Annotated in this window: 27 protein-coding genes; 25 read left to right on the top strand and 2 right to left on the bottom strand. The window is 40.2% G+C overall.

All coding sequences use genetic code 11. The features are described from left to right. Window positions 1-432: 432 nt before the first annotated feature. From QP775_RS01625 to QP775_RS01635, 3 genes are all read left to right on the top strand, one after another. Window positions 433-1746, top strand: coding sequence for a hypothetical protein (locus QP775_RS01625; protein ID WP_285103039.1), 1314 nt, complete (start codon window positions 433-435; stop codon window positions 1744-1746). A 668-nt stretch (window positions 1747-2414) separates the two neighbouring features. Then, window positions 2415-3158, top strand: a complete 744-nt coding sequence (locus tag QP775_RS01630; RefSeq protein ID WP_285103041.1) for a YggS family pyridoxal phosphate-dependent enzyme — start codon at window positions 2415-2417, stop codon at window positions 3156-3158. A 21-nt stretch (window positions 3159-3179) separates the two neighbouring features. Further along, entirely contained in the window at window positions 3180-4409 is a 1230-nt protein-coding gene (locus tag QP775_RS01635) for a benzoate/H(+) symporter BenE family transporter (RefSeq protein ID WP_285103043.1), read from the top strand. A 108-nt stretch (window positions 4410-4517) separates the two neighbouring features. Here the strand turns inward: QP775_RS01635 and pdxR are convergent, their stop codons facing one another. Next, window positions 4518-5948 (bottom strand): MocR-like pyridoxine biosynthesis transcription factor PdxR, encoded by a 1431-nt coding sequence (gene pdxR / locus QP775_RS01640; RefSeq protein WP_285103060.1) that lies wholly within the window; start codon window positions 5946-5948, stop codon window positions 4518-4520. Window positions 5949-6121: 173 nt separating this feature from the next. Between pdxR and QP775_RS01645 the strand changes: the two genes are divergently transcribed. Beyond that, complete coding sequence (locus QP775_RS01645) at window positions 6122-7363, top strand: serine hydroxymethyltransferase (protein WP_239327285.1); 1242 nt, start codon at window positions 6122-6124, stop codon at window positions 7361-7363. A gap of 341 nt (window positions 7364-7704) precedes the next feature. Here the strand turns inward: QP775_RS01645 and QP775_RS01650 are convergent, their stop codons facing one another. Next, on the bottom strand, window positions 7705-8256 hold the full coding sequence (locus QP775_RS01650) for a pyridoxamine 5'-phosphate oxidase family protein (RefSeq protein WP_285103063.1): 552 nt from the start codon (window positions 8254-8256) through the stop codon (window positions 7705-7707). Between the two features lie 234 nt (window positions 8257-8490). Between QP775_RS01650 and QP775_RS01655 the strand changes: the two genes are divergently transcribed. The 21 genes from QP775_RS01655 to QP775_RS01755 all read left to right on the top strand — a co-directional run bounded on the left by QP775_RS01655 (window position 8491) and on the right by QP775_RS01755 (window position 22929). Then, the gene (locus QP775_RS01655; protein ID WP_285103065.1) at window positions 8491-9186 is read left to right on the top strand and encodes a nitroreductase family protein; all 696 of its coding nucleotides are present in this window, start codon (window positions 8491-8493) and stop codon (window positions 9184-9186) included. Continuing rightward, the gene (locus QP775_RS01660; protein ID WP_285103067.1) at window positions 9170-9619 is read left to right on the top strand and encodes a nitroreductase family protein; all 450 of its coding nucleotides are present in this window, start codon (window positions 9170-9172) and stop codon (window positions 9617-9619) included. Before QP775_RS01655 ends, QP775_RS01660 begins: the two co-directional genes overlap by 17 nt. A gap of 516 nt (window positions 9620-10135) precedes the next feature. Then, window positions 10136-10648 carry a MepB family protein gene (locus QP775_RS01665; RefSeq protein ID WP_285103069.1) on the top strand — a complete coding sequence of 171 codons (513 nt, stop codon included), beginning with the start codon at window positions 10136-10138 and terminating at the stop codon, window positions 10646-10648. A gap of 299 nt (window positions 10649-10947) precedes the next feature. Continuing rightward, window positions 10948-11241, top strand: coding sequence for an RNA polymerase alpha subunit C-terminal domain-containing protein (locus tag QP775_RS01670; RefSeq protein WP_285103072.1), 294 nt, complete (start codon window positions 10948-10950; stop codon window positions 11239-11241). A 495-nt stretch (window positions 11242-11736) separates the two neighbouring features. After that, a complete protein-coding gene (locus tag QP775_RS01675) occupies window positions 11737-12135 on the top strand; it encodes a hypothetical protein (RefSeq protein ID WP_285103074.1) in 399 nt (132 codons plus the stop codon). Between the two features lie 264 nt (window positions 12136-12399). Continuing rightward, window positions 12400-13029: a hypothetical protein gene (locus QP775_RS01680; RefSeq protein ID WP_285103077.1), complete on the top strand. Its 630-nt coding sequence runs from the start codon at window positions 12400-12402 to the stop codon at window positions 13027-13029. A 67-nt stretch (window positions 13030-13096) separates the two neighbouring features. Next, window positions 13097-13429, top strand: a complete 333-nt coding sequence (locus tag QP775_RS01685; RefSeq protein ID WP_285103079.1) for a hypothetical protein — start codon at window positions 13097-13099, stop codon at window positions 13427-13429. 59 nt (window positions 13430-13488) lie between these two features. After that, window positions 13489-14049, top strand: a complete 561-nt coding sequence (locus QP775_RS01690; protein WP_285103081.1) for a hypothetical protein — start codon at window positions 13489-13491, stop codon at window positions 14047-14049. Between the two features lie 157 nt (window positions 14050-14206). Continuing rightward, window positions 14207-14494 carry a hypothetical protein gene (locus QP775_RS01695; protein ID WP_239327294.1) on the top strand — a complete coding sequence of 96 codons (288 nt, stop codon included), beginning with the start codon at window positions 14207-14209 and terminating at the stop codon, window positions 14492-14494. A 340-nt stretch (window positions 14495-14834) separates the two neighbouring features. After that, window positions 14835-15293, top strand: coding sequence for a hypothetical protein (locus QP775_RS01700; RefSeq protein ID WP_239327295.1), 459 nt, complete (start codon window positions 14835-14837; stop codon window positions 15291-15293). Between the two features lie 230 nt (window positions 15294-15523). Continuing rightward, the gene (locus QP775_RS01705; RefSeq protein WP_239327296.1) at window positions 15524-16099 is read left to right on the top strand and encodes a hypothetical protein; all 576 of its coding nucleotides are present in this window, start codon (window positions 15524-15526) and stop codon (window positions 16097-16099) included. Window positions 16100-16403: 304 nt separating this feature from the next. Then, the gene (locus QP775_RS01710) at window positions 16404-16850 is read left to right on the top strand and encodes a hypothetical protein (protein ID WP_239327297.1); all 447 of its coding nucleotides are present in this window, start codon (window positions 16404-16406) and stop codon (window positions 16848-16850) included. A gap of 69 nt (window positions 16851-16919) precedes the next feature. Next, on the top strand, window positions 16920-17384 hold the full coding sequence (locus QP775_RS01715) for a hypothetical protein (RefSeq protein WP_239327298.1): 465 nt from the start codon (window positions 16920-16922) through the stop codon (window positions 17382-17384). Window positions 17385-17403: 19 nt separating this feature from the next. Continuing rightward, entirely contained in the window at window positions 17404-17877 is a 474-nt protein-coding gene (locus QP775_RS01720) for a DUF2716 domain-containing protein (protein ID WP_239327299.1), read from the top strand. Window positions 17878-18120: 243 nt separating this feature from the next. Then, window positions 18121-18354, top strand: coding sequence for a hypothetical protein (locus QP775_RS01725; RefSeq protein WP_285103087.1), 234 nt, complete (start codon window positions 18121-18123; stop codon window positions 18352-18354). A 110-nt stretch (window positions 18355-18464) separates the two neighbouring features. Beyond that, entirely contained in the window at window positions 18465-19121 is a 657-nt protein-coding gene (locus QP775_RS01730; protein WP_285103088.1) for an HAD family hydrolase, read from the top strand. A gap of 225 nt (window positions 19122-19346) precedes the next feature. Continuing rightward, entirely contained in the window at window positions 19347-19811 is a 465-nt protein-coding gene (locus QP775_RS01735; protein ID WP_285103090.1) for a CDI toxin immunity protein, read from the top strand. Window positions 19812-20279: 468 nt separating this feature from the next. Then, window positions 20280-20900 (top strand): hypothetical protein, encoded by a 621-nt coding sequence (locus QP775_RS01740; protein WP_285103092.1) that lies wholly within the window; start codon window positions 20280-20282, stop codon window positions 20898-20900. A gap of 50 nt (window positions 20901-20950) precedes the next feature. Then, window positions 20951-21433 carry a hypothetical protein gene (locus QP775_RS01745; protein WP_285103094.1) on the top strand — a complete coding sequence of 161 codons (483 nt, stop codon included), beginning with the start codon at window positions 20951-20953 and terminating at the stop codon, window positions 21431-21433. Window positions 21434-21624: 191 nt separating this feature from the next. Beyond that, window positions 21625-22341 (top strand): leucine-rich repeat domain-containing protein, encoded by a 717-nt coding sequence (locus QP775_RS01750; RefSeq protein WP_285103096.1) that lies wholly within the window; start codon window positions 21625-21627, stop codon window positions 22339-22341. A 78-nt stretch (window positions 22342-22419) separates the two neighbouring features. Then, window positions 22420-22929 carry an SMI1/KNR4 family protein gene (locus QP775_RS01755; protein WP_285103098.1) on the top strand — a complete coding sequence of 170 codons (510 nt, stop codon included), beginning with the start codon at window positions 22420-22422 and terminating at the stop codon, window positions 22927-22929. Window positions 22930-23211 lie beyond the last annotated feature (282 nt).

Consider the following 23211-nt stretch of genomic DNA (forward strand, 5'->3'; position numbering starts at 1 on the left):
TTATCCGACGGAATATTTCCAACGAGTGGATCGTTTTATGGAGAAGTACATAGGGAATCAATAGAGTTAGCTAAAACAAGCCATTTATGGGGGAACAACTCTGCTATCTACGAATGACGACGTCAGCTTACCTATTTCACATACGCGAAAGGAGAAGTCCAAATGCGAACTCTAAAATGGATAGGGAAATGGCTATTAACTATTTTTTTGACATTATACGGGTTACTGTTAATTCTAGGGATCTTATTTACATTTGGGATATGGTACTTTGAAAACTACTTCAACTGATCGAGTGAAATAGGATAGGAAAACTGTGGACTTCTGTAGTGGTATTATATAAGCAGGAACGTCATTACATGCGCTGCAAGAAATCGTCCAGCGGGTATTATGTTAAGTTATAAATGTAAAGTTAGGATTCGGAAGGATGAGTTGATGTTTTCATATAATGCGCTGCCCGAACCTATTCGGAAACGTATTGCGGATAAGACCGCAGAACTAGTGGATGACTACTTTTTTCAAACCTATCATTTACATGAAGACCCTTATCGTGTGCTGCAATGGTGTGTGGCCTCCTACATGGACTCAAATAAAGGTTATAAAGTCAGTCTGGGTCCTTACTATGTGGGAGTAATCGGTAATGAGAATAAGGAAGCAAGCCTAAGAAGGGTTCTAACAAGACTGTATTATATAACGGAAATGGTGACGAAAGCAGATGAACTGCAGCGATTGGTGCTGTTGGCCAGAATTCACAGTGTTACTGTGGTAGCTGACACTCAGGTTGAGAGCCCATATATTGCATCCATTCGTACTGCTCCGAGATATGATTTTTATAACACGAGAATTGTGGTGAAAGTGGCACGATATGATACGGAGCGTTTGCGTGAGCTAGTGGCAGGAAACTACAGGGGCGAGCTCATACATGGGGTGTTGTATGCTCTGTTGGGCTATAAGGGAAATGAGGAGTATAGATTTACTCGCTGGCTTAGCGGACTTGGTCTCTATACAGGCCCTGAGGCCGTATATGCGATTAATGGCTGGAAGCAGTTCTTTATGGAGGAAACGGTCAACGGTACCCGTTATTTGTTTGGCATTCCACACTCCAGCGTGCCTGCTAATAACAAGTTGTTTACACGCAGAGCGCTTAACCTGAAAAGTGGACAGTTGGTCCGCGAGGGGAGCATGGAGGATATTTGTATTTTTGTTCAAATGCTGAACTTGTACTTGGGAGAAGCTGTGACCACTTGGGCCCTCTCTAATGGGAGAGTAGTGAAGGAAAGGGATTGCTCAGCGCTGTATACGTCAGCAGATGTAAATGGACAGCGGCTGCGAATTGTGCTGCCGGCAGACGTTCATTCGACATGGGTTGTACGGCACAAAGGTGAGACTCGCAGTCTTGAGCTTCCGCACACATTTCCGCAGTTAGGCACAATTCTATTCCTGATCGTGCTGTATGGAAGTGGATTGCTGGATACGACCAAAGGGCTAGGCGAGCAGTTCATCCAAATGAAATGGAAGGTACACCCGGAGAACCTGATGAAGGGCGTAGGCCTGTTTGTAGATAACAACGGAACAAGGCTAGTACAGGCGAGCATCGAGGGCATAACTTATCTGGGGATGGATCGATACAAGTCTACACAATGGTACATTTTGAATCTGTCGGACCGGAAGTTTGTTCCTATAGAGGATGAGCGACACAATCGCATTGTGGGGGTCTTGCAGAATCTCACAGTGAATCGCAGCAACTAATAATATACTAAAAGAGTGAGTGCGAGGAATTAGGCCTACGATGTTTCACTAATCGTCGAAGTGGAATTAACCGGGACAACTCATGTTATTACTTATTCGGGTGACGGTCTCAAAGTGACTGAAGCTCAGGTGAAGAAGCTGATAATAGGAAATCCATAATTCAAATCCTGCACATTTGGAACGTGTACAAAGAGTTTGCTATGAGAAGTTGACCAGAATAGAGAAGACACTGCTGCAAAAGTGTCTTCTCTTTTTTGTTATTTAAGAGATGATCTATCTTTTTATCGACCGGACTAAGCATAAATACTGATGTTTGAACTGCTGCCATACAGGGTTTCAGTAAGTTAATAATGTAGCTTCCCGTTTTGGACTGCTTAAAAATGATATTTATGGATATATATAACCAATCCAACTGTTGTTATACTAGCAGGGTACTCCGACAAGTCTAACAAGTAGAGTTGGTTTTTCAATTTACGTTTCACGTTCAACTCCTATTTTGTGTCCGTAGAAAAAGGAGGATGACGAATATATAAGCTTTGATATTAGACTTTAACTTTGACTAGCCTTCAAATAGGACGTTATTCGGTCAAAGATAATCGATTAGTCACTCTAATACGACGGTGTGCAGAAAAACAAATAAAAATGAGAAATGAGAAGGGAGAAAGGATATGGGGAATTTAATCGAAAAAAATCTCGAAACGGTCAGACGACAGATGGAACTGGCTTGCCAAGTATCAGAACGCAAAATAGAAGAAGTAAAATTGCTGCTGGCCACCAAAACGGTACCGATAGAAAAACTGGGAATGGCCATGCAGGCGGGTGAAACTTTGTTCGGAGAAAATAAAGCTCAGGAGCTGCGGAGCAAGTTTCCGCTTATGCAGCAATACGAACAGGTGGAATGGCATTTTATTGGCCACTTGCAAACGAATAAGGTTAAGGATGTTGTCAAATATGTAACGCTCATCCATTCAGTAGACCGCTTGAAACTGGGCCAGGCATTGCATCAGCAGCTACTGAAAGAGAACAGAGCTATGGATATTTTAATACAAATCAACACGTCATACGAGGAAAGCAAGTTTGGAGCAGCGCCGGAAGCTGCATTGGAACTGGTAGAACAATTGTCTCAATTTGAAACACTGAACATCAAAGGTTTGATGACGATCGGAAAGCTGGGCGCGAACAGTGACGAGACACGGCATTGCTTCCGACTATTAAAGCAAATTCAAATGCAAATACAGGAGAGGCAGATTCCGCGAGTAGACATGGGTATTCTCTCCATGGGGATGTCCGGAGATTTTAGGGTGGCAATTGAAGAAGGGGCGACTATCATTCGTGTGGGGACAAACGTATTTGGACAGCGTTATTTGCCGGACGGGTATTACTGGAATGAACATGCACATGAGGATGATTAGAGGAGAGAAAGGAGAAAACTTATGAACACAACGTCCCCTTCGCTGCGCGGCCGCGATTTTATATCGCCAACAATCGCGGCTTTGATATCAGTCATCGTAAACTATGGCGGTACATTTATTCTTGTGTTTCAGGCGGCAAAAGCTGCGGGATTGAGCCCTGAAATGACTGCTTCATGGATATGGTCGATATCGATTGGGGTAGGAATAACCGGAATATGGCTAAGCTACCGTTACCGAGCGCCGATTATTACAGCATGGTCAACGCCAGGGGTAGCGTTTCTCGTCTCGGCGCTAGCGGTAACTCCATATGCAGAAGCAATTGGCGCTTATATGATCTCCGCGCTGGGCTTTATCGTGTTGGGATTATCCGGAATGTTTGAACGTTTCGTGCGGATGATTCCACCTGGGATTGCTTCCGGATTGCTAGCAGGTATTTTGCTCCAATTTGGTATCTCTGCTTTTGGCGGTGCACAAGTTGACCCTGTGCTGGTCGTGGTATTGTTTGCTGCATATGTGGTGCTGCGGCGTTTTACCTCACGGTATGCGATCGTAGGTATTTTGACAATCGGTCTGGTTTATTTGGTTAGTACAGGGAAAGCCGATTTCAGCAATATCAAGCTGGCCGCTGCTGCACCAATATTTGTTGTTCCAGAATTCTCATTGCATGCGTTATTAGGTGTGGCACTGCCTCTGTTTATCATTACATTGACGGGACAGTATATGCCAGGAATGCTGGTGCTCCGCAACGACGGGTTTCAGACAAGCGCTAATCCCATTTTGGCTATAACGGGTTTGGGATCGCTCCTTGCAGCGCCATTCGGCTCGCATGCTTTTAATGTAGCGGCCATTACAGCAGCGATTTGTACAGGGAAAGACGCGCATGAAGATTCGAAAAAGCGCTACCTTGCAGGAATTGCCTGCGGCCTCTTTTATATACTAGTCGGGATATTTGGGGTTACGCTGGCTTCGCTTTTCCTCATCCTTCCCGCCACATTTATAGCGACATTGGCAGGGTTGGCGCTGCTTGGCACAATAGGCGGCAGCTTGGCCAATGCATTGGCCGAGCCAAAAGGCCGCGAGACTGCACTCATTACTTTTTTGGCGACAGCCGCCAATGTCACCCTGCTTGGAGTCGGCGGCGCATTTTGGGGATTGGTTGCAGGCTTGACAGCCCACGTATTCATACATGGACAATTTCGAAGAGAGCGGTATGCTGCGGACGGTTCTTATCAAGCTGGCCAGAAATCATAAACGGGAACAAGTATGGCATGTGTCCAATCTGTTTCATATCCCGAGCCAGAAGCAACTTGCCGAATAAGCTTGTTGGCATCGGGCTCCTATGAATAGGAGGTGCATGCTTTACAAAAGCATCTCTGAGAGGCGATAAATGCCTTCTTTAATGGTGGCCTCATCCACTTTGGCAAAGCCCAGTACCCATCCCTTACGATTGCTTTCTAGGCAGTACATACTAAGCGGATACACTTTAACCCCGTGTTTGAGCGCTTGAATTGCCACAGCTTCTTCGTCAAATGACGCCTCGGCTTCAAGCAGCATGTGCAGTCCCGTTTCTACGCCGCTTAGCGTAAAGCGTTGGCCCAGACCGGTTGCGCTGATTGCTTTCGTCATCGCTTCATGCCGGCGGCGATATACGTTTCGGACTCTGCGCATATGGCGTATAAAGTAGCCGTGCTCAATAAAATGGGCAAGTGTTACTTGCTCCATAATTGGAAGGTGGCGATACACGAGTTCCTGTACTTGGGCAATTTGGCGAATGGCCGCTTTGGGACCGACAATCGCCGATATTCGGATGCCGGGAGCAACCATCTTGGAAAAACTCATCATATACAACGTGTTTTGCGGCAACTGGCTGAATAAGGTCGGAAGCGGATCGCCACGGTAGCGGTATTCGCTGTCATAATCATCCTCAACAATCCAAAATGGACGTTGAGCGGCCAGATGCAGCAATTGCTGCCTGCGTTGTTCCGATAAAATGACGCCTGTCGCGCATTGATGCGAAGGGGTAACGAAGACAAGCTTGGACTTGGGATCAATGCAATTTACTTGCAGGCCGTGCTCATCGACAGGTACGGGATCTACCTTCATGTGCCGATATTTCATTGCCATCCAGGACGCTGGAAAGCCGGGATCTTCCACCGAAACGGTATCTCCTTGTTGCAAGAGCGCTTGGGCAATCAGATCAAGACTGTGCTGGGCACCAGAAGTTAAGACAATTTGGTCGATCTGTACATGGACGCCCCGCGTAAGCGACAAGTAGCGTTGAATTTGTTCGCGCAGCGGCTCAAAGCCATAGGCGCTGCCATAAGCCCATTGAGTCAAGTCAGACTTTGCTGAGGCTTGTACAAACGATTGACGCCAGAGCTTATGGAAATGGTCATCCAAATAAGGCTCGTGAGGGCTGAAATCGATGTCTGCAAAGGTATTTTCTTTGCCATGGAGCCAATTCTGCAGATGTCTGACAGTTGCATCCAAGGCGGGCAATTCGGGGTGAAGCGGTCCTTGAGGAGAAACGGACGCGGAGGAAGGTGGACGATATGTCCAATCACTCACTCTTGTTCCCCCTCGACGAGAAGTGTTGGTGTATCCGCGGCTGTACAACTCCTCATATACGATCTGGATCGTCGAACGCGACACTCCTACCAGTTGGGCAAGCTCGCGAGTAGGGAGCAGCAGCTCGCCTGGCGGCCATTTTCCAGTCGTAATGTTATGGATCGCTTGATCCAGCAATTGCTGCCAAATGGGACGGTTATCGTCTCGGTTGATTTTTAGCATTGGGCTGACCTCCAATGTATAACATGTCAATTATGGACTGTTTAAATGCTAAATATATGAACATATTTAACAATCCAATAGTTGGCATTTTATCATACAAAGACCCTCATCTGCAATCTGAAACTAGGTACAAAATAGGTAGGCCAAAATAAACAGCAGAAAGGACCATTCCTATGAAAGCGTTGAAGCAACAAGACAAGGTAGTGGCAAATGCCATTTCGCAAGAACTCGCACGTCAGCAGAATAAAATCGAATTGATTGCATCTGAAAATTTTGTGAGTCCAGCTGTGATGGAAGCTGCAGGTACGGTATTGACAAACAAGTATGCGGAGGGCTATCCAGGCAGGAGATATTATGGGGGGTGTGAATATGTTGATGTGGTTGAGGAACTAGCCATTCAGCGTGCCAAAGAACTTTTTGGTGCTGAACACGTCAACGTCCAGCCTCATTCGGGCGCTCAGGCGAATATGTCGGTCTATTTTGCTTCCGTAAAGCCCGGTGACACCATCTTGGGTATGAATTTATCCCATGGCGGTCATTTGACCCATGGAAGCCCGGTGAATTTTTCAGGTAAGCAGTATCAGTTTGTGCCTTATGGCGTGAGTGAACAAACCGGACGTATTGACTTGGACCAAGTGCGCAAACTTGCCCATAGGCACCGTCCGCGCATGATTGTAGCTGGCGCAAGCGCTTATCCGCGGACAATTGAGTTTGATAAGTTTGCTGAAATCGCGGACGAAATTGGTTCCTTGTTTTTTGTGGATATGGCGCATATTGCAGGGCTAGTTGCAGCGGGGCTGCATCCGAACCCACTGCAGCATGCCCATTTCGTTACAACCACTACACATAAGACGCTGCGTGGACCAAGAGGCGGTATGATTATGTGCCGCCAACCGTGGGCGCAGGCTATTGATAAAGCGGTGTTTCCAGGATCGCAAGGCGGGCCGTTTATGCATATTATTGCTGCAAAAGCTGTAGCATTGGGGGAGGCTCTGCAATCGGATTTCAGAACCTATATGAAGAACGTGCTGGTAAACGCCCATGTATTGGCAGAAGCGCTACAAAGTGAAGGGCTGACTGTCGTTTCCGGTGGGACGGACAACCATCTTGTATTGCTTGATTTGCGAAATTGGGGGCTCACTGGGAAAGAGGCGGAAACGATACTCAATGACGTGGGGATTACGGCCAATAAAAATGCCATTCCGCATGATACGGCAAGCCCGCTTATCACCAGCGGCATTCGCTTTGGAACACCAGCCATGACAACACGTGGATTAGGGCCAAAAGAAATGAAAGAGATCGCTCGCCTAATTGGATTTGCCTTCAAAAATCCCAAGAGTGAGACGGTCAAAGCACAGATTGCAGGCAGCGTTCGCGAGCTGACATCTCAATTCCCGCTGTACTCAAGGCTCTAGGGGCGGTGGGCAGGCACTTTCCCTCACAGCTTTGTTTTGGGGCATAGTGTGCTTGCTGCAATAAAAGCAGTTAGGCGGGGTAGAGTAGAGACGACATATTTTGAATATAGGCATCGTGATGCTTCGGCAAGATATTGTGACTGACGGGTATATTAGAGATAGCAGCGTTTAGCATGCTTCGTAAACAGATTTGGCTGCTGAATTGCGTCTGGAGTATGCTTTGTCCAAATAGAGCAGCGTGACAGGGAAAAGAAAGATTCAATTTACTTGCATGGCTATAAAGGTTGCTAGCAGCCTTTATAGCCATGTTTGTTGTGCGGCACTCCAACACCGAAACCGCGTCAGCTGCTGGAATTGGAAACTGATTTTCCCGGGTAAAACAGGTTTTGCTCGTGGACAGGATTTTCTTTCGCTGTTATTGTGTGTGGTTGCAAGCGATATACAGATACTGTTTGATTATCAAGAGAGGAACGGTATTTATCAACATGAACTTTCGACAATGGACGGTCGTAAAAACCGGGTACATACTTGTTCAGGAATTGTTGAAGAACATCTGTCGAATCGTCCAGTTGATTTACTTTTTCCACGCTTCCAAACAACATTACGCTCATGTAGGCTGTATCTGTTTTAGCTGGGACTGGATCAGTCACGGTGCCAAACTCTTCGAATACCGTAAAACAAGCAGTATTATTTTGCTCGATTATGGAAACTTTCCTGCCGCTGCTCAGGCCGTGGAAGTAGATGCATGAATTCCACCAAACAAAATTTAATGGGATGACATACGGTTGACGTTCATCGGTCAAGCCTAATAAGCCTGTTCGGGTTTTAATCAAAAAATCGTTAATCTTTTCCTGATCCTCGCAGTTTCTTTGTGCATGAATTATAGGTCTCATATTTAGTAGCTTCCTTTCTCTTCTCCATTAACACCTAAATTTTATTTTGCTATGATTCTATCCTAGCTCTTTTTTGATGGTTTACTACATCCAAAAAAATCAGATTGAAGCAGTCCATATTCGGTGCTTTCGTAGAAAAAACGGAAATTGTTTATATATTAATTGATAATGATTATCAATATCGATATAATGGAGACAACAATTCTGAATATGAGCAGGGAGGATTAAAAGGATATGGATCAGTATAAGTCTGTAGTCTCAAATGTAATCCGGGAAAGACGGACGATTCGGAGCTATAAGTCGGAACCGTTGTCTTCTGATCGTATAGAAGCCTTATTGGCTGCTGCTGCGGTATCCTGTGAAAAAGAATTTGGCGAACTGCCCTGTCGATTCTTGCTGGCTACGAGCGAAGAGGGCAAGCGCAAGGCAGGTGAAGCTGTCATGAGCATTTATACGGAGCAGAAACTGTATAAGTGGGTACCGAATAAAGTAAGTCAATTTATGATTAGCCGAATTGTGAAAATTCCAGCCCTGCTTGCGGTCATTACACGACGAGACGTGGATGTACAACAGAGGGAGCGAAATGAAGCAGCGGTGAGCTCCTTACTGCATACCTTTTCGCTGTTGGCTTGGGAACAGCGTATAGGGATGGTATGGGGTACGGATGAAATGTTACAGCATCCTTCCTTAAAGAAAGGCCTAGGGCTTCAGGAGGAGGAGCAGCTCCATTGCTTGTGTTATGTAGGAGCGTACGACAAAGTTCCAAAGGCAAAACCGCGGATAGCTGCGAACCAAAAATTTACGCTGTTGACTGAAAGGGATGAACTTACTAATGACAACGATCCGGTCTATGATACTCGACTGGCAACCGATTCAAGATTATACGGCGCAGCCTGTTCCGCAAGAGCTGATTATGGAGATTTTAGATGATGCAGTCTGGGCGCCGAACCATCGTAATCGAGAACCGTGGAGCTTTCGTTATACAACGGATGCCGCACAAAAGCGACTTGCCAAAGCTATAGCCAAGGAGCGCAGCTCGGAACTTGGAGCCATCATGGAGCGAGCAGCAGGAATACTTATCGTTGCAGCCCGCCGGGAAAAAGATGCCCACATTGCGAGTGAGGACTATGCGGCGGCCTGCTGTCTAGTGCGCAACGTGCAGCTGTTGGGATGGTCACGTGGCCTGGGCATGTATTGGGAAGCGGGTGATTTCTCCCCTTGCAAAGAGATATTGTCACTGACGGACATTGGGAGCCATGAGTGTGTAGTAGGGCTTATTGCGATCGGATATCGTGATGGGGAGAACGCTGTGCAGGATAAGGTGGGTTCACATTCATCAATGATTAAGATTGAGCATTGGTAGGTGCGGGATATATGTTCAGTGTACGGATAGCCTTTGTCCAATGGGACAGGGGCTATTTTTATGAGGAGTTGAGCTGCTTGCTGGGTATAAAAGTGACGTTGGGAGCGGGAGTGAAGGTGAGGATTAGGCCTGACGCTCAGACAAGATAGTTCTTTAATTCGGGGTGTAAGTAGGTCACTTGGTGGCTAAGCCAAGGAAAATTGAAATGACGTAACAAATTCGTGAAATCTTCGGATAGATCATAATGACAAGAAAGAGTTAGATAGACTGTTCTCACATCCTGCACACTTTTCTGGTTGGATAGCTGATAACTAAGGGATTAATCGGTGAACTTATGGATTAATACTAACTACAAGTGATATGTTAGAGATTGTATTACTGTATGTACCGGATGGGATATGGAACGACAAGATAGTAGTTACATATTCAGCGAGAAGCACTGTAAGACGGATTCTGTCGTTCCGGGTGCTAATGTTATGTATTGTATTTTGTAGTATAAAAAGGAGTAGTATGGCGATGAATAATTTTTATAAGGCGCTGACATTTGTAAATGAAACGCTGTACAAACCTAATGGTTTAACGGTAAGTTCTGTTCGTGAAGAAACTCAAAATTCAGATTATGGAGCCGGGGTATTTGAGCTAAATTCTAAATCGGTTAGATTTAGGGTTGCAAAAATAACACCTGCTAAGACAGGACAGTTTGTTGCCTTTTGGGAAAAAGATATAGATCATAAAAACCAAGCATTTTCATACGAGAATACTCCTGATTTATTAGTTATTAATACTTTTACTACTAATAATCAATATTTTGGACAATTCGTTTTCCCAAAAGAAGTCCTTGTACAACAAAATATTTTTAAATCAGCTACTGCAAAAGGGAAAATGGCAATTAGAGTTTACCCAAGTTGGGATATCCCGAATAGTAAACAAGCTATTGCAACACAAAAGTGGCAATTACCATATTTTATTGTTATCAACGATAAAAATAGCTTACAAATGGAAAAATTATTAAAACTATACTTTAACTAAAAACGTCATTTATTTTAACAAGTAATTAGTAAGAGCATACTTATTTAACGAAGCGGTTTTAAAAAAATAACGTAGCACCATTTTGCTGCTGTGTACCTCGTGGAGAAGTAGTAGCGCATGGAAAGCTTACTCCTGATATTTATTTGAAAATGGCAGAAGTGCTTGAATCAAAAGTAGAAGCGTGTCATGTATAGTATGCGAAACTCAAAGAACGGAGTATGTGCAGCGAAGACTGACGGAATGAAGTATATGTATAAAGCAAGTGAATGAATATTCACAAAGAAGGGTGACAGATAAACATGGCGACAACAAACAAAACGTTAAGGACTTGTAAAAAAGGGCATCAATACTATAAAAGCAGCGATTGTCCAACCTGCCCGATCTGTGAGCTAGAACGTAAATCGGTAAATGGATTTCTTGCGCTTCTCTCGGCACCAGCGCGGCGGGCATTGGAACACAATGGAATAACTTCACTAAAACAGCTTTCGACATATACTGAAAAAGAAATCTTGCAATTTCACGGTATGGGGCCGGCATCTTTGCCTAAACTTAGGGCTGCTCTGCAGAATGAAGGATTAGCTTTTAAAAACTAACGCTTGATATTTAAATACAGAATGTGAAAATGAATAAGCGGGATCGAGCTCGATCATGAAGATGAATATTCCAATTCCAAAGTTAATATAAACATCACATGCCGCGTAAATCGCGGTTTTTTTGTAGGATTAACTGATGTGCGATTTGGTATTTACGAAGTCTATCGAATCTCATAATATGGAATAGGCAATTTAAATGACAGTCACTGAGAGATTTATGTGGAGGGAATAAAAAAGTGATAAATGCAAAGAGGGTTCTATATGCGGTTGCAGTTTTTATGGTCTTGTTGATCATCATTCAAGTATTTGTTAATGCGTTTGTTTCAACTATGATTTCCGATTATCACTTAAAGAGCTTGATTGCTTTATTGTTGTCAGTTGGACTTTCATTTTATTTTACTAGATCGTTTCTGAACAAGAGCAATCGCAGGAAGTTGTAAATTCAACAGAGGGTGATCTTAAAAAATGTAGAACAACATAAAGGAGGCTGAACTAATGGGAGTGGCTTATCAATTGAGCTGCGGGCATTGCGCATACAGCCAAAATATATACATAGGATTCGGGTTCAACTATTGTAGTTTGAGTTCCATACTAGAATGGTACAAGGATGACGTCGGTCGACAACGAATCAGAGCGTTCATTCAAACGGACAAGGAAGCGTCGTTTGAATGTTTTGACGGCCTATATGTTTGTCAGTCGTGTCGTTATCTGCTAAATGAGGTGTATTTGCACATCAATTCAGATAGCGATGCTTACACCAATCGTTATACTTGTCCACGCTGCTCGGCTTTAATGCCACCAAAGCCTATTGACTACATAGAGGATATCCAACTGGACTGTCCTGATTGCGGAAATGAAAAGCTAAGTGTTCAATCGTATATGGATTGGGATTAGGATAGGAGCATTTCATATTAATTGTATATAAATACGTTCGATGGCAAAGCAAGCATGTTCTCTTGATGACACAATAGGAAAGTCACTGATGTTATATAGGCCTTGCAAACCGCTTAAATCGCGGTTTTTTTATATTCTAATATATACCCCTTGCCGATATAGGAGGTATTTACGAAGTTCATTAATTTTCATAATATGGAATTGTTGAAGAAGTTCGGACAAATAGTTTGGTGAAATACACGCAACAATGAAATGAGGGATACGATGCCGGAATATTCTCAAATCCAAACTTATATAAAGTGCGATCAAACCAATATAAAAGAGATCATGCATGACTTTATAAACGTATTACATGACTGTGGGATTAAAGACGCTGGAATTGTATCTACTTTTCTTCGACTAGAGTGGGAAATGGATGAGGAAGGCTCTATGTATGTGAGTGAAGGTGAAGATACAAAAGAACTTATGATGGATGGACATCTTTTACACATTCGTCCTTTTGTTATGGGTTGGACCTCAAAAAGCATCAAAGAATTGCAGCAATCTTGGCTTGAAGTTAGCCTTCTTTTTTGGACAGAGGAGATTGTACAAAGTTCTTACGACTACGTATTAAGAGAAGAGCATCGATCAATGATTTGGAAGGTAATAAGTGCATTCTCACATCTCCCTAATCATTCTGGTGTGTATTTTACTAATGAAGCAGCGGATGGTCGTCCTTGGGAAGCGTTAATGCAGAATGACTTGGATGATATATGGATGTTTGATGCTGCCATAATAAATAAAGGCAATATGAATTATGATCAAGTTATCGATAAGGCAATATTTTTCTCGAAGCTTCAGGAGAATGAATTATTTATAGCTCGAAGAGAAACATGGATTAAAGAACCTTGGTGATTGTATTTTATAGGGGCGTGTACCACATATAACAATTCCTTCACATAATATATAAGGGAGACATACTATGTACGATTTTATTTCAATTTGTTCTGATAGGTTGTATTCGAAGAAGATAAGAGTAAATCAACTCGATGAGTACATAGTAACAATTCTACAATTCACGAAGAAGAGCAACTTAATCTATATTAAGGAGATTGATGGAGAGGTTATTAGAATTATGGGTATCCCTGCGAATTCGCAAGGAAACTATGCGTTTGATTCACTTGATGGAATTGAAGAAATAAATTTAATTGAAATAGCAGTCCCTTGGAGTATCAATGATGTTTTGGAAAAGAAGATTACAGATCTTGCAAATGCAATTGCGAAAGATTTTTCATGGATGATAGATGAAAGCTAAATGAAGAATGAAAGTTAACTCCATTAAGCCTCACGGGCTCATCGATAGAAGAACGTTAAGTGAAATCAGACAAAAATAATAAGGGTGATGTCATGAATATATATGGCCATCTAAATAAGGTTAATGAAATATTTCTAGATCTTATTTCGCAAAGAAGTAACTTTGTTCCACTGGTTATTATTAATAAGTTTAAGGATTCTTGGGTTTATATCGAAAAATACATAAAAAATGCACATCCAAATTGGACAATCAACTGGAATCACACATTAAAGTCATTAGATCCAAACGATTTGGCTTTTTCAGAGGACATGATCAAAGATACATTTAAGAGAGTGGAGAAAATAGTAAAAGAGCGAAAAGTAAAAGAATATTTTAAATTGTATATTTCAATTGTTGAGGGTCTAACTATTTTTAATAGGTCGTATGAAGAATCATGTGATGTATGCCAAGGCGAACTCCAATATTATACAAATACAATTAGTAATACAGTATTAAAAGAATGTAGAACATGCGGTTGTTTATATAACAGTAAAAATGGAAATAAGATTGGATCAAGAGGGGCCGTTTCTTTAAGGCCAGCGACTAAAAGTGAACTACTAAGCCAAGGAATTATTGAATGAGGGGAACATAGGAAGTGGCCGAACTCGCTTAAGACCATATCTACGTCGGGCCGTGGCGGGATGCTGCTGTCTTAAGGCATTAAGGGTTCGGAGACACAAGCACGTTATATGAAGTATCGGCTGCAAATTATAAATAAGATTGAAGGGTGTTAGTCCAATGGCATTTTGTATCCTATTTAAATTACTAAAAATGGATGATAATAAAGCAATATATGTGTACGGGGATTGTTCTGAAAACTTTGAAGGGATGTTTCAATTAGACTTAGAAAAATTAATATCTGGTGAGTTACCAAGTGATACGAATATGACGGAAGTAGTGAAAGTAATTAGGCCATGCTTAAGTGATGGAAAATATCAACATAAGGCAAACAGAGCATTCAGTAAGATCTATAAACATTATAAAGAGACAACAACTTATCTGTTAGAAGGAGGTTATTATGCCTAGATTTAACTGGATAACAAAAATTCATATAAATACAATGATCATGAAAGTTATCCAAGAAGATCGATCATATAGCATCATCTCTATGCTGCGGGCTTTGCCATTTGAGGGTCCTTAGTGAACTCAAAGGTAGATATCAGATTGTAATTGTAACGAGAAAATTCTGTTGAAGCCATCAAATGAATAGCTCTCTGTAGGCGATTCATGGATAGATGGGAAGGCATAGAGATACGTAGGGATAAAGCTCATAGCTTACCGATCCGATATAACGCTTATTGTTGATTTTGCCTTGTTAAGTTAATGGGTTAGGTAAGCGCAACTTCAGTATTATTTGGCGAATGACATGGGGGCATTACGAGTGGTAAATAAAATTTGGATATTTCCACCTTATGAAAAAGACAAAGTATCGATTATTTCTGTAGTAGAACGTGTTGAACAACGGGCTAGATACATTAGACAGTCTGGGCCGCCAGGACGTTTCGCCATCATTGATTTCGTAATTGAGCCTTATGAAGGAGGCATCGTCTTTGAAAATGAGGCACGACTTCAAGATGATTTGAGAGGTGATATTGAATGGGAATTAGCATTCCCTATGGTTATATGTTCCATCTATGATGGTTTGAAAATGTTTATTCAATATAAATACAATGATAGTGATCTGGCAATAGGTAATTTCAAATTCAAACTCAAGAGCCTTGAGATCCACAAATATGATAGTAAATTAACGGATTTTGCAATAGCTACTACTATCGGTTTGAATGAAATCTTTATTAGTCAGAAACTGTCCAACCAGAATGATTAATGACAATCATCGTCTAACCAAAATGCAAATTGAGTAAGAACATCGATGAAGCCAAGGCCCCTATAACATTATATTCACGCTGCGGTTCGTCCGGGGATATTGGCTGAGATGTGGAGTCAGGTGGATACATCGATCTCCCTAAGATAAGAGATCTCTAAGGGCAATGGACGTTGCGAATAATAAATCGTTATATGATAGTGCAAGGAATTTAATAGTAGGAGGTATATGCTATGAAATTATATGAAGAACTTAAAACAAGAAAAGAAGCAGGTGAAAAATTAAATCTAGAAGAACTCACCCCAGAACTACTTAAGAACCTGTTTATTGAAGAAGAACTGTCAGATTACCTTATCTCACAATTATTTGAAGTTAAAGAATCTAAAATCACATACAGAAGAAGGAAATTCGGGATCACAATAAGGAATTCTATACTTGATGAATTACTTCTAGCGAAGACTGACGAAGCAAAGGAAGTTAATGAAAAATATAAAGATACTCTAATGGTTAGTGATAATTTAACAGTGATTTCAAAAGCAATTACGCATTTTGCTTTTAGAAATGGTCCTATTGAAGAAATGCATGCGGGTCCGAAGAACCAACTTTCTCAGGAAGATATGAAAACGCTTAATAAGTTTATGGTTAATAAAATCGCATATGTTTTTGAGTTGATTATTGAGAATCGATGGATTGAACTCGACTTTCTTATCAGACACACTGACATGATGTATGGTCAAGATTGGGATAATGCTGAACCAGATGCAGGCGATAATAGGGAACTCATTCAAATGATGATAAAGAGGCAATGATCTGGGTATTTTCAAAATACCATCGTATAACACTAACACTGTATCTACTGCTGTCTTCGCTGTGGGCTTTGCCCTAAGAGATAAGCAGTGCGGTGAAATCAGCGAACAACCCTTTTCCTAACTGCATCGTGGCCAGTCGCTATGCTACTAAGCCTTTCGGGTTCGTGATGGAAAGAAACGTTATATGAAATTCGAGAGGAATTAAAGAGATGGATAAAATCAAAGCTATAATAATCGAATTGGGCGGAATTGCTGATACATATTCATGGTGTTGAATATAGAAAAATGGAGGGGGTTACAACAAATGAAATTACGAAAAGAATTAGAACCGATAAATAGAACTGATGAATTTAAAAACCTATTAAAATCAAAAATCGAACAAATTGAGTTGTTACTAGAAAGTGGAAAAACAGCTTTTGCTGAAATTGAAGAATTCAATAAATTGACGGGAAGAGAATATGACGAGTATTACTTTTCAAATTACTGGCGTTCCATTTCGATAGATGATTTTGTAAACGAAGCTAGTAACCCTTATCCGGTGAAAATGAATGAAATTACGAAAGATGAATTAATTGAATTGGTTAGAAGAATCCTAGATATAGAGACATATGGAAATGACACTAGTTTTTATTTGGAAGTATTAACAGCGAATATGATGATGCCTGATATATCTGATTTAATATACTATCAAGATCTATCTCCGGAAGAGATCATAGAAGAAGGATTAAAATATAAACCAATCATATTGTGAGGGATATTCAAAGAAAATTCGACTAACACTGATCTGGATTATTCATCTTAAGAAAGAAAGGAAATAAAAATGGAGAGTTATACTGAAATATCCTTTTATTTGCCGTTTTTTGATTTGATAGATGAAGCAGATGAGGCATCTAGCTTTGAGGAATTAATAAGATTATTTCATATCAATATCGATCTAGCAGAATTGTATCATAAATATCTATCATATGGCGAAGGACCTTACAGTGTAGGTCAAGGGGATGTTTATGTATTTTTTGATAAAGATGATAGGGAAAGTTTTATATTAATCGATTTGTTTCATGATTTTACTGATCAATACAATATGGTGAAACTAGGAGTACGCAGTTCAATTCATAATTTTAGAGAAGTAAAGAATGTACTATATCGTATTTACTCAAGGGCAGAGGTTAAAAGCAAAATAAATGAGAGTAATGATTTATTGAAACAGGAGATATCTGATTATCCAAAGGTGATTCGTTATGGAGATCAGACGTACATAAAAAACATCTTTTACAACACAATCTAGGTAGAACGAGGTGAAGCTAATGAATAATTGGATTTCATTAGAGGATGATGAATATAGAAGAGTATGGGATAGATTCTATATAGATTTTTCATTCAAGCCAACTGTATATCCTAAGGACTGGCCTACATTTACTGTAAATAGTCCATTTGTAACTTTTGAAATAAAGAAGATCTATCATGATGAAGATATCGATGAATTTGAAGAATTTTGTGCAAGTTCTTTAAGAACTTGTTTAGAACCAGAAGAATACATATATGCTCTTGATTGGCAGCATGAATCGTTTTATTACTCTCCATATCTACAAGACACGTACCAAAGAATTTCATTTTATCCTGATGGAGATTATTCCTTATTCTTATCCAATGATTTTAGCTTTGGCCTTTTAGGTCATCCTTGGGAACGCAGTATTACAATATTTGGTGAGCAATTAATAGAACAATTTATTAAGCATAAACCAAAGCTTTTGGAGGGGATAATTAGAAGATGTGGATGAACTCATCTAAAATTGTATTTACGCCGCGTTGCGGCTGGACGCTGTCGATCCCTTAAGACATTGTAGGTTCGGAGACACAAGAACGTTATATGACATCAAGGCAAGTTAAAATTAATAATTGAAGTATAACTAGGAGGAATTGATATAAATAAAAGAATAAGAAAGAAAAAACATAAAGAGCATCTCGTAGATGTTGTGTATGCAGTAAGTGTATCTTCCGTATGGAGAGAGCGACTATTCGGCATGGATAATAAGGGTATAAAATTGGAGGTTAATAAGGGTCAATTGAAGGGAATTGAAGAGTTTACAACCAGGCTTATTAAAAGATTTGATTTAAGATATTATGTATCGAATGTTCCACATTCTAAAGCCGAAGGTTGGGATGATTGGTCTGAAGATAATGTATATTTTAAAATTGAATCACAAGAATTTCCATCAATACGATCCTATTCTGCGAATAACAAGGATGTAATATAGAAAAGAATTATCTAGTTGATCTAAGATGGCCTAGACCGTATATCCGCTCCGGCTACAACTTTGGTTCGTATGAATAGGTAAGCAGAGAAGTGGAGTCAGCTCACAATCCTATGAAGCATCCATTAAAAGGCATTGTATTTAATATGGATAATACTATTTTAAGATCAAGAATTGACTTCCAAGTCATGAAGAATGAAACCTATCAATTTCTCGTATCGAAAGAGATTCTAACCGATGGATATGATCTTAATTACCATACAACATCAACTATTGTTGAAGAAGCAATACAAACGAATCGAATGAGTGAAGAGTTACGAAATGATATGTGGGATATTGCTAAGAAGCATGAAGTGTGTGGAATGAAGGGGGCAGACTTGGAGCCTGGTGCTGTGGAGGTCCTTAGTAAACTCAAAGGTAGATATCAACTTGCAATTGTAACGAATAATTCTGTTGAAGCTGCAGGAATCGCATTAAGAGATAATGATATTTCTGAATACTTTGATTTCATTATTGGTAGGGAGTTAATCAAAGCATTGAAGCCTTCACCTGATGGATATTTGCGAGTGTTGGATGAGTTTCAGCATTCAGCGAATGAATGGCTCTCTGTAGGTGATTCATGGATAGATGGGAAGGCATCGATAAGCGCAGGGATAAGGTTCATAGCTTATCGATCAGATAAAGAAAAGTTGAAGCAGATGAAAGTATACCCGACTGGAGAAGTGTCCAATCTCTTGGAATTGATGATTTTGATTGAGCAATTCGAATAAGGCTGAGCCATCAGATAGCACCATGTTCATGCATCGGGGGACTGGTCTCCCCTTGGTCTGCAAGAGGCGATTCGGGGAAGTGAATTCAGCAGGCAGCCTTGCGAGGCTAAGCCCGTCGGACTCGGTCGCGTTGCTCCCTTAAGCTTCTCGGGTTCGTAGATACAAGAACGTTAGCTGAAATTGTCTAAATACTATAACAAAGAAGATTATCAAGGATGATGGTAAATGGAAGATAAGAACGCCCGTATGATTAGAATTGAACAACTTAAGAAAAAAATAAAAAAAGATGTTTCATATGGAAATTTGTTTAACGAGTGTATTGAGGTCCTTGATGTAAATTCTCGTATATATAGTCATGAAAAATCACAAGAACTAGTTAAGCAGATGGTTGACGAATTTATTTTTACTAAGTGGGGCAGGGTTGATTGGAACTTGACCCCCCATAAATTCACTATTAAAGAGCCTTTAGAGTTAAATATTTATTCTATTGATATAACCGAAAAATACTTTATTATCTGGAATGAGAACAACTTGCCGGTAATAGAAACGACTATAGAAGATATTATAAAAAATTTTGAAGATATAGTTGCTGTAGGATTTGATACATGGATTATAAATTTTGATGAAGGAATTATCATTGAGAATTACCATGAAGGAGAAATAACAATAGGAAAGAAAGGCAATATGTAAGCTGATTCAATGAAGAGACAACATCAGCTAACTGGACTGTCAACACCAAACTAGACAACTTTTTAAGGGCCAATTTTCTGAAATCAACTGGACTCATATAGCCTAGTGTTCCGTAAATTAGGTGTTCAATTTCAGATGCTGAAGGCATTACTAAGAGTGCAGCGTCTTTCGGCCCCACATTGAAATCAATAATTTCTCGATTAAAAAGATCGACCAACATACAGATGTAGTGCCATCTGTTTTTGACTTTGACATCGGTTAGGTCGCTGACTACAATGCGTTTAGCCTCATATTACTGGAATTGCCGATTCAGTGCAATTGTTCCTGCCTGCCTTTGTGCAGGTTTTTGATGTTTTAAACATAGCAATTCCCCTTTCTGGTAGGATTTAACTCGATTGGTGTCGAAGTATGGTGAGAAGATGAACAGGACGATATCACATGAAATGTAAATAGAGAAAGGGGATTACAATGAGAGATTTAAAAAGCCTTAAAGAACGAAAAGAGTGTATGCTTTTTCAAACGAGTGAAAAGGATAGCCGTAATGGATGGATCGGAGGGAATGCACCGGCTTATTTTGATGAACTAGAAGGCATGGTTAATAAGGATATGCAGAGGTATTTTTATTGTTCTATCGTTAACCCTTTTGATGAAACTGAGATGATCTCCATTTTTGCTCCTAAAGATTTTGAAGATCGTATTTCGAAAAATAGATATCCCAATTGTTCATTATTAACAATGAAACATCCTAAAACAGAAGAGAGTAAACTTGGTACTTTTGCCGATCCTGATTTAGTAAAGCACTATATTTCAGAAGCCAACATACTAAGTGATAAAGCGTCATTTGAGGAACGTTTTCTTATTAAATTCGGGGGAACTCCAAGGCATATTCAGGGAGAAAAGTATTATTATACGGAGTTGCATGATGACGGTTTTGATTTTCTATTTCAGGTCGATGAGGATGGGTATCCAGATACACTCATAAAACCAAGAAAAAGTTATCCCTTTGCGTTCGGTGCTATCTATTTATATGCACAAATGTTAGAAGATTCGATTGAGAACCCCATAAAAAGCTATTGGCAATATTCTTAAAAGTATATATGAAATGCCCGCCCTAAAAAGTGTAGAGAGGTTGATTTTGAATGAACGAGGATATTACAAAAATGATTGATTGCCTAAAAGTAGCTTTAAAAGAAGATCCTTCAGCTATTGTGTTTGGAAAATTAAATGACGGGATTACGGGAATTCATAAAGAAGCTGATTCGTTAAAGCTAGGGAAATACTACGACTTATTAAAAGTAACAAATGGAGCACGGTGCGGTGACATTGATTTGTGGAGTTACAGTGAATTAGAGGGTCATCAATATGTGCTCTCAGATATGCAAGATGATAAAGAATCATGGCTAGCAATAGGCCAGATTCTGTATGAACCAATACTCATGAACAGATTTGACGGGAATGTTTATAGATTGGATGAAGACGGAACTACGATGAATGGCTTTGGAGAATTAGATTTCTTTATGCAAAATGTTGTGTTTGGATCTGGATATTGCAGGGTGATCCCGGATTCTGAACAGGATGATTGGCTTTTGTTCCTGAAAAAGAAAGGAATCATTTCTGATTAGGAGGAGCGCTGCATGGATAAATGACATTAAAATGTGGGCACGCGAAATTCCTTTGAAAATGGATCATGGTTCAACAATAAAGCTTATTCTTTACGATTTGCTTGAATACGAACATACTGACAGACTGTGTTCATGCAGCACGGTCGTCTTTTAGAAGGATGTGAGCGAACAAGATGAACTGGGAGCGATATTTGCTGGATGAGAAATCTCCTGTTTCCTATTATGCTCATTTGGGTGTTATGGAGGGGACTAGGAGAGCAGAGAACTTTGATCTTGCTACATTGGAAGAAGATACTCGGATTGTTGATTTATTTACGCCTCTGAAAAAATTTAAGAAGGAATATGTGAATTATGAGTCGCTGGTCGGTAATCAAATGGTAGAGGGAATCTACCTCACTGATCTAGATGAAGAACGATTACGAATATTTTCTACATTGCCGAATCTAAAGTACTTACATATTTCCTCTGGAAAAATGGGGGATCTCCCCAATTTGTCATGTTTACATAGCTTAGAAGTGTTGATTCTAGCGAATTTGCCCCAAGTAAAAGATTTGAACTTTCTGATAGGGTTACAGAACCTACAAACCTTATATATCTATGGCATGAATCACTTGTACGATTTAACGGCGCTTGCATCATTATCGAATGTAAAGGAATTAAGTCTTAATCATGGACGAATGAGCGGGACGGGAAAGCCAGTTAAAAGCTTTGGGCCTGTTGGAGAATTAATGCGATTGGAGTATTTATCTTTGATGCTGGCATTAGAGAATAAGAGCCGAGATATTACGCCTATTCTAAAATTGAAAAATATAAGGAAACTTCATCTATTGCCGCGACACACCAAGGGAATGAAGGAAACAATTACAGCCAGTTTTCCAAATTTGCTGAACAAACAAGACTTTGAATAGGATCAGAATTGAAGTGATGATGTACATTGAGCGATATTTATACTACGTGCAAGTAAATTTGTGATTGAAGGAGTAATTATGAAGATAATAGAGGTTATTAAAAAAATTGAACAGGATAGTAATTGCAGACTTGTGAAGAGGACAACAGACTTCACAAATGAATCAGCTCCTCCAGAAGATTTGAATTATTTCTTTAGCCATTATGACTCCTTACAAATGTTTTCAGATAAGCCTTATGGGATAAAAATAGTTTCTTCAAATGAGTTTATTCCAACTAGTAAGAGGCTTTACCTAGAGGATGATGTTATTTGGGAGGAACTAGAAGGAGATATTAGTAACGAGTGGTATCTAATTGCTGAATCTGAACAAATAAACCAGTACATTAGCATCGACTTAAGCGCTTCTCATTTAGGTTATTGCTATGATAGTTTTTTGGAAACCCATGCAACACCAGGGGATAGTCAGATTATTGCTAAAAGCTTTACGGAACTGTTAGAGCATTTATACGCTAGTAAAGGTGGAAATTGGTTTTGGTTGGCTGACAATTTCGAGTCGTATGGGGATGCCTATGAGGGCAGACAACTGTAAAAACATCAACAATAAAGTCCGCAAAAAAACGAGCCTTTAGAATCGCTTCTAAGGCTCGTTTCGCATTTCGACTTCCATTTTACGGGAGTAATGGATGCCGTTCATATAAAGTAAAAATAAAAAATGGAGAAAATATTTAATTTTATTTATAAAATAAGCGGAAATATTCTTCCTTGAATGTGAGTTGTCTGTTATGATCAAGAGGAATACGCCATAATTATTGATGGAGGTGATGCTTGTAAAAAACTCGGCAAAAGTAGATCTGTAGATGAGATCAGTTGT

It is taken from the genome of Paenibacillus sp. UMB4589-SE434 (assembly GCF_030226685.1).
In the GTDB taxonomy this organism is placed as follows: domain Bacteria; phylum Bacillota; class Bacilli; order Paenibacillales; family Paenibacillaceae; genus Paenibacillus_B.

What these genes read in the sequence shown, in the direction of transcription:
- QP775_RS01625 (WP_285103039.1), top strand. Translation starts at nt 433, where the DNA reads ATGTTTTCATATAATGCGCTGCCCGAACCTATTCGGAAACGTATTGCG.
- QP775_RS01630 (WP_285103041.1), top strand. Translation starts at nt 2,415, where the DNA reads ATGGGGAATTTAATCGAAAAAAATCTCGAAACGGTCAGACGACAGATG.
- QP775_RS01635 (WP_285103043.1), top strand. Translation starts at nt 3,180, where the DNA reads ATGAACACAACGTCCCCTTCGCTGCGCGGCCGCGATTTTATATCGCCA.
- pdxR (WP_285103060.1), bottom strand. Translation starts at nt 5,948, where the DNA reads ATGCTAAAAATCAACCGAGACGATAACCGTCCCATTTGGCAGCAATTG.
- QP775_RS01645 (WP_239327285.1), top strand. Translation starts at nt 6,122, where the DNA reads ATGAAAGCGTTGAAGCAACAAGACAAGGTAGTGGCAAATGCCATTTCG.
- QP775_RS01650 (WP_285103063.1), bottom strand. Translation starts at nt 8,256, where the DNA reads ATGAGACCTATAATTCATGCACAAAGAAACTGCGAGGATCAGGAAAAG.
- QP775_RS01655 (WP_285103065.1), top strand. Translation starts at nt 8,491, where the DNA reads ATGGATCAGTATAAGTCTGTAGTCTCAAATGTAATCCGGGAAAGACGG.
- QP775_RS01660 (WP_285103067.1), top strand. Translation starts at nt 9,170, where the DNA reads ATGGAGATTTTAGATGATGCAGTCTGGGCGCCGAACCATCGTAATCGA.
- QP775_RS01665 (WP_285103069.1), top strand. Translation starts at nt 10,136, where the DNA reads ATGAATAATTTTTATAAGGCGCTGACATTTGTAAATGAAACGCTGTAC.
- QP775_RS01670 (WP_285103072.1), top strand. Translation starts at nt 10,948, where the DNA reads ATGGCGACAACAAACAAAACGTTAAGGACTTGTAAAAAAGGGCATCAA.
- QP775_RS01675 (WP_285103074.1), top strand. Translation starts at nt 11,737, where the DNA reads ATGGGAGTGGCTTATCAATTGAGCTGCGGGCATTGCGCATACAGCCAA.
- QP775_RS01680 (WP_285103077.1), top strand. Translation starts at nt 12,400, where the DNA reads ATGCCGGAATATTCTCAAATCCAAACTTATATAAAGTGCGATCAAACC.
- QP775_RS01685 (WP_285103079.1), top strand. Translation starts at nt 13,097, where the DNA reads ATGTACGATTTTATTTCAATTTGTTCTGATAGGTTGTATTCGAAGAAG.
- QP775_RS01695 (WP_239327294.1), top strand. Translation starts at nt 14,207, where the DNA reads ATGGCATTTTGTATCCTATTTAAATTACTAAAAATGGATGATAATAAA.
- QP775_RS01700 (WP_239327295.1), top strand. Translation starts at nt 14,835, where the DNA reads ATGGGGGCATTACGAGTGGTAAATAAAATTTGGATATTTCCACCTTAT.
- QP775_RS01705 (WP_239327296.1), top strand. Translation starts at nt 15,524, where the DNA reads ATGAAATTATATGAAGAACTTAAAACAAGAAAAGAAGCAGGTGAAAAA.
- QP775_RS01710 (WP_239327297.1), top strand. Translation starts at nt 16,404, where the DNA reads ATGAAATTACGAAAAGAATTAGAACCGATAAATAGAACTGATGAATTT.
- QP775_RS01715 (WP_239327298.1), top strand. Translation starts at nt 16,920, where the DNA reads ATGGAGAGTTATACTGAAATATCCTTTTATTTGCCGTTTTTTGATTTG.
- QP775_RS01720 (WP_239327299.1), top strand. Translation starts at nt 17,404, where the DNA reads ATGAATAATTGGATTTCATTAGAGGATGATGAATATAGAAGAGTATGG.
- QP775_RS01725 (WP_285103087.1), top strand. Translation starts at nt 18,121, where the DNA reads ATGGATAATAAGGGTATAAAATTGGAGGTTAATAAGGGTCAATTGAAG.
- QP775_RS01730 (WP_285103088.1), top strand. Translation starts at nt 18,465, where the DNA reads ATGAAGCATCCATTAAAAGGCATTGTATTTAATATGGATAATACTATT.
- QP775_RS01735 (WP_285103090.1), top strand. Translation starts at nt 19,347, where the DNA reads ATGGAAGATAAGAACGCCCGTATGATTAGAATTGAACAACTTAAGAAA.
- QP775_RS01740 (WP_285103092.1), top strand. Translation starts at nt 20,280, where the DNA reads ATGAGAGATTTAAAAAGCCTTAAAGAACGAAAAGAGTGTATGCTTTTT.
- QP775_RS01745 (WP_285103094.1), top strand. Translation starts at nt 20,951, where the DNA reads ATGAACGAGGATATTACAAAAATGATTGATTGCCTAAAAGTAGCTTTA.
- QP775_RS01755 (WP_285103098.1), top strand. Translation starts at nt 22,420, where the DNA reads ATGAAGATAATAGAGGTTATTAAAAAAATTGAACAGGATAGTAATTGC.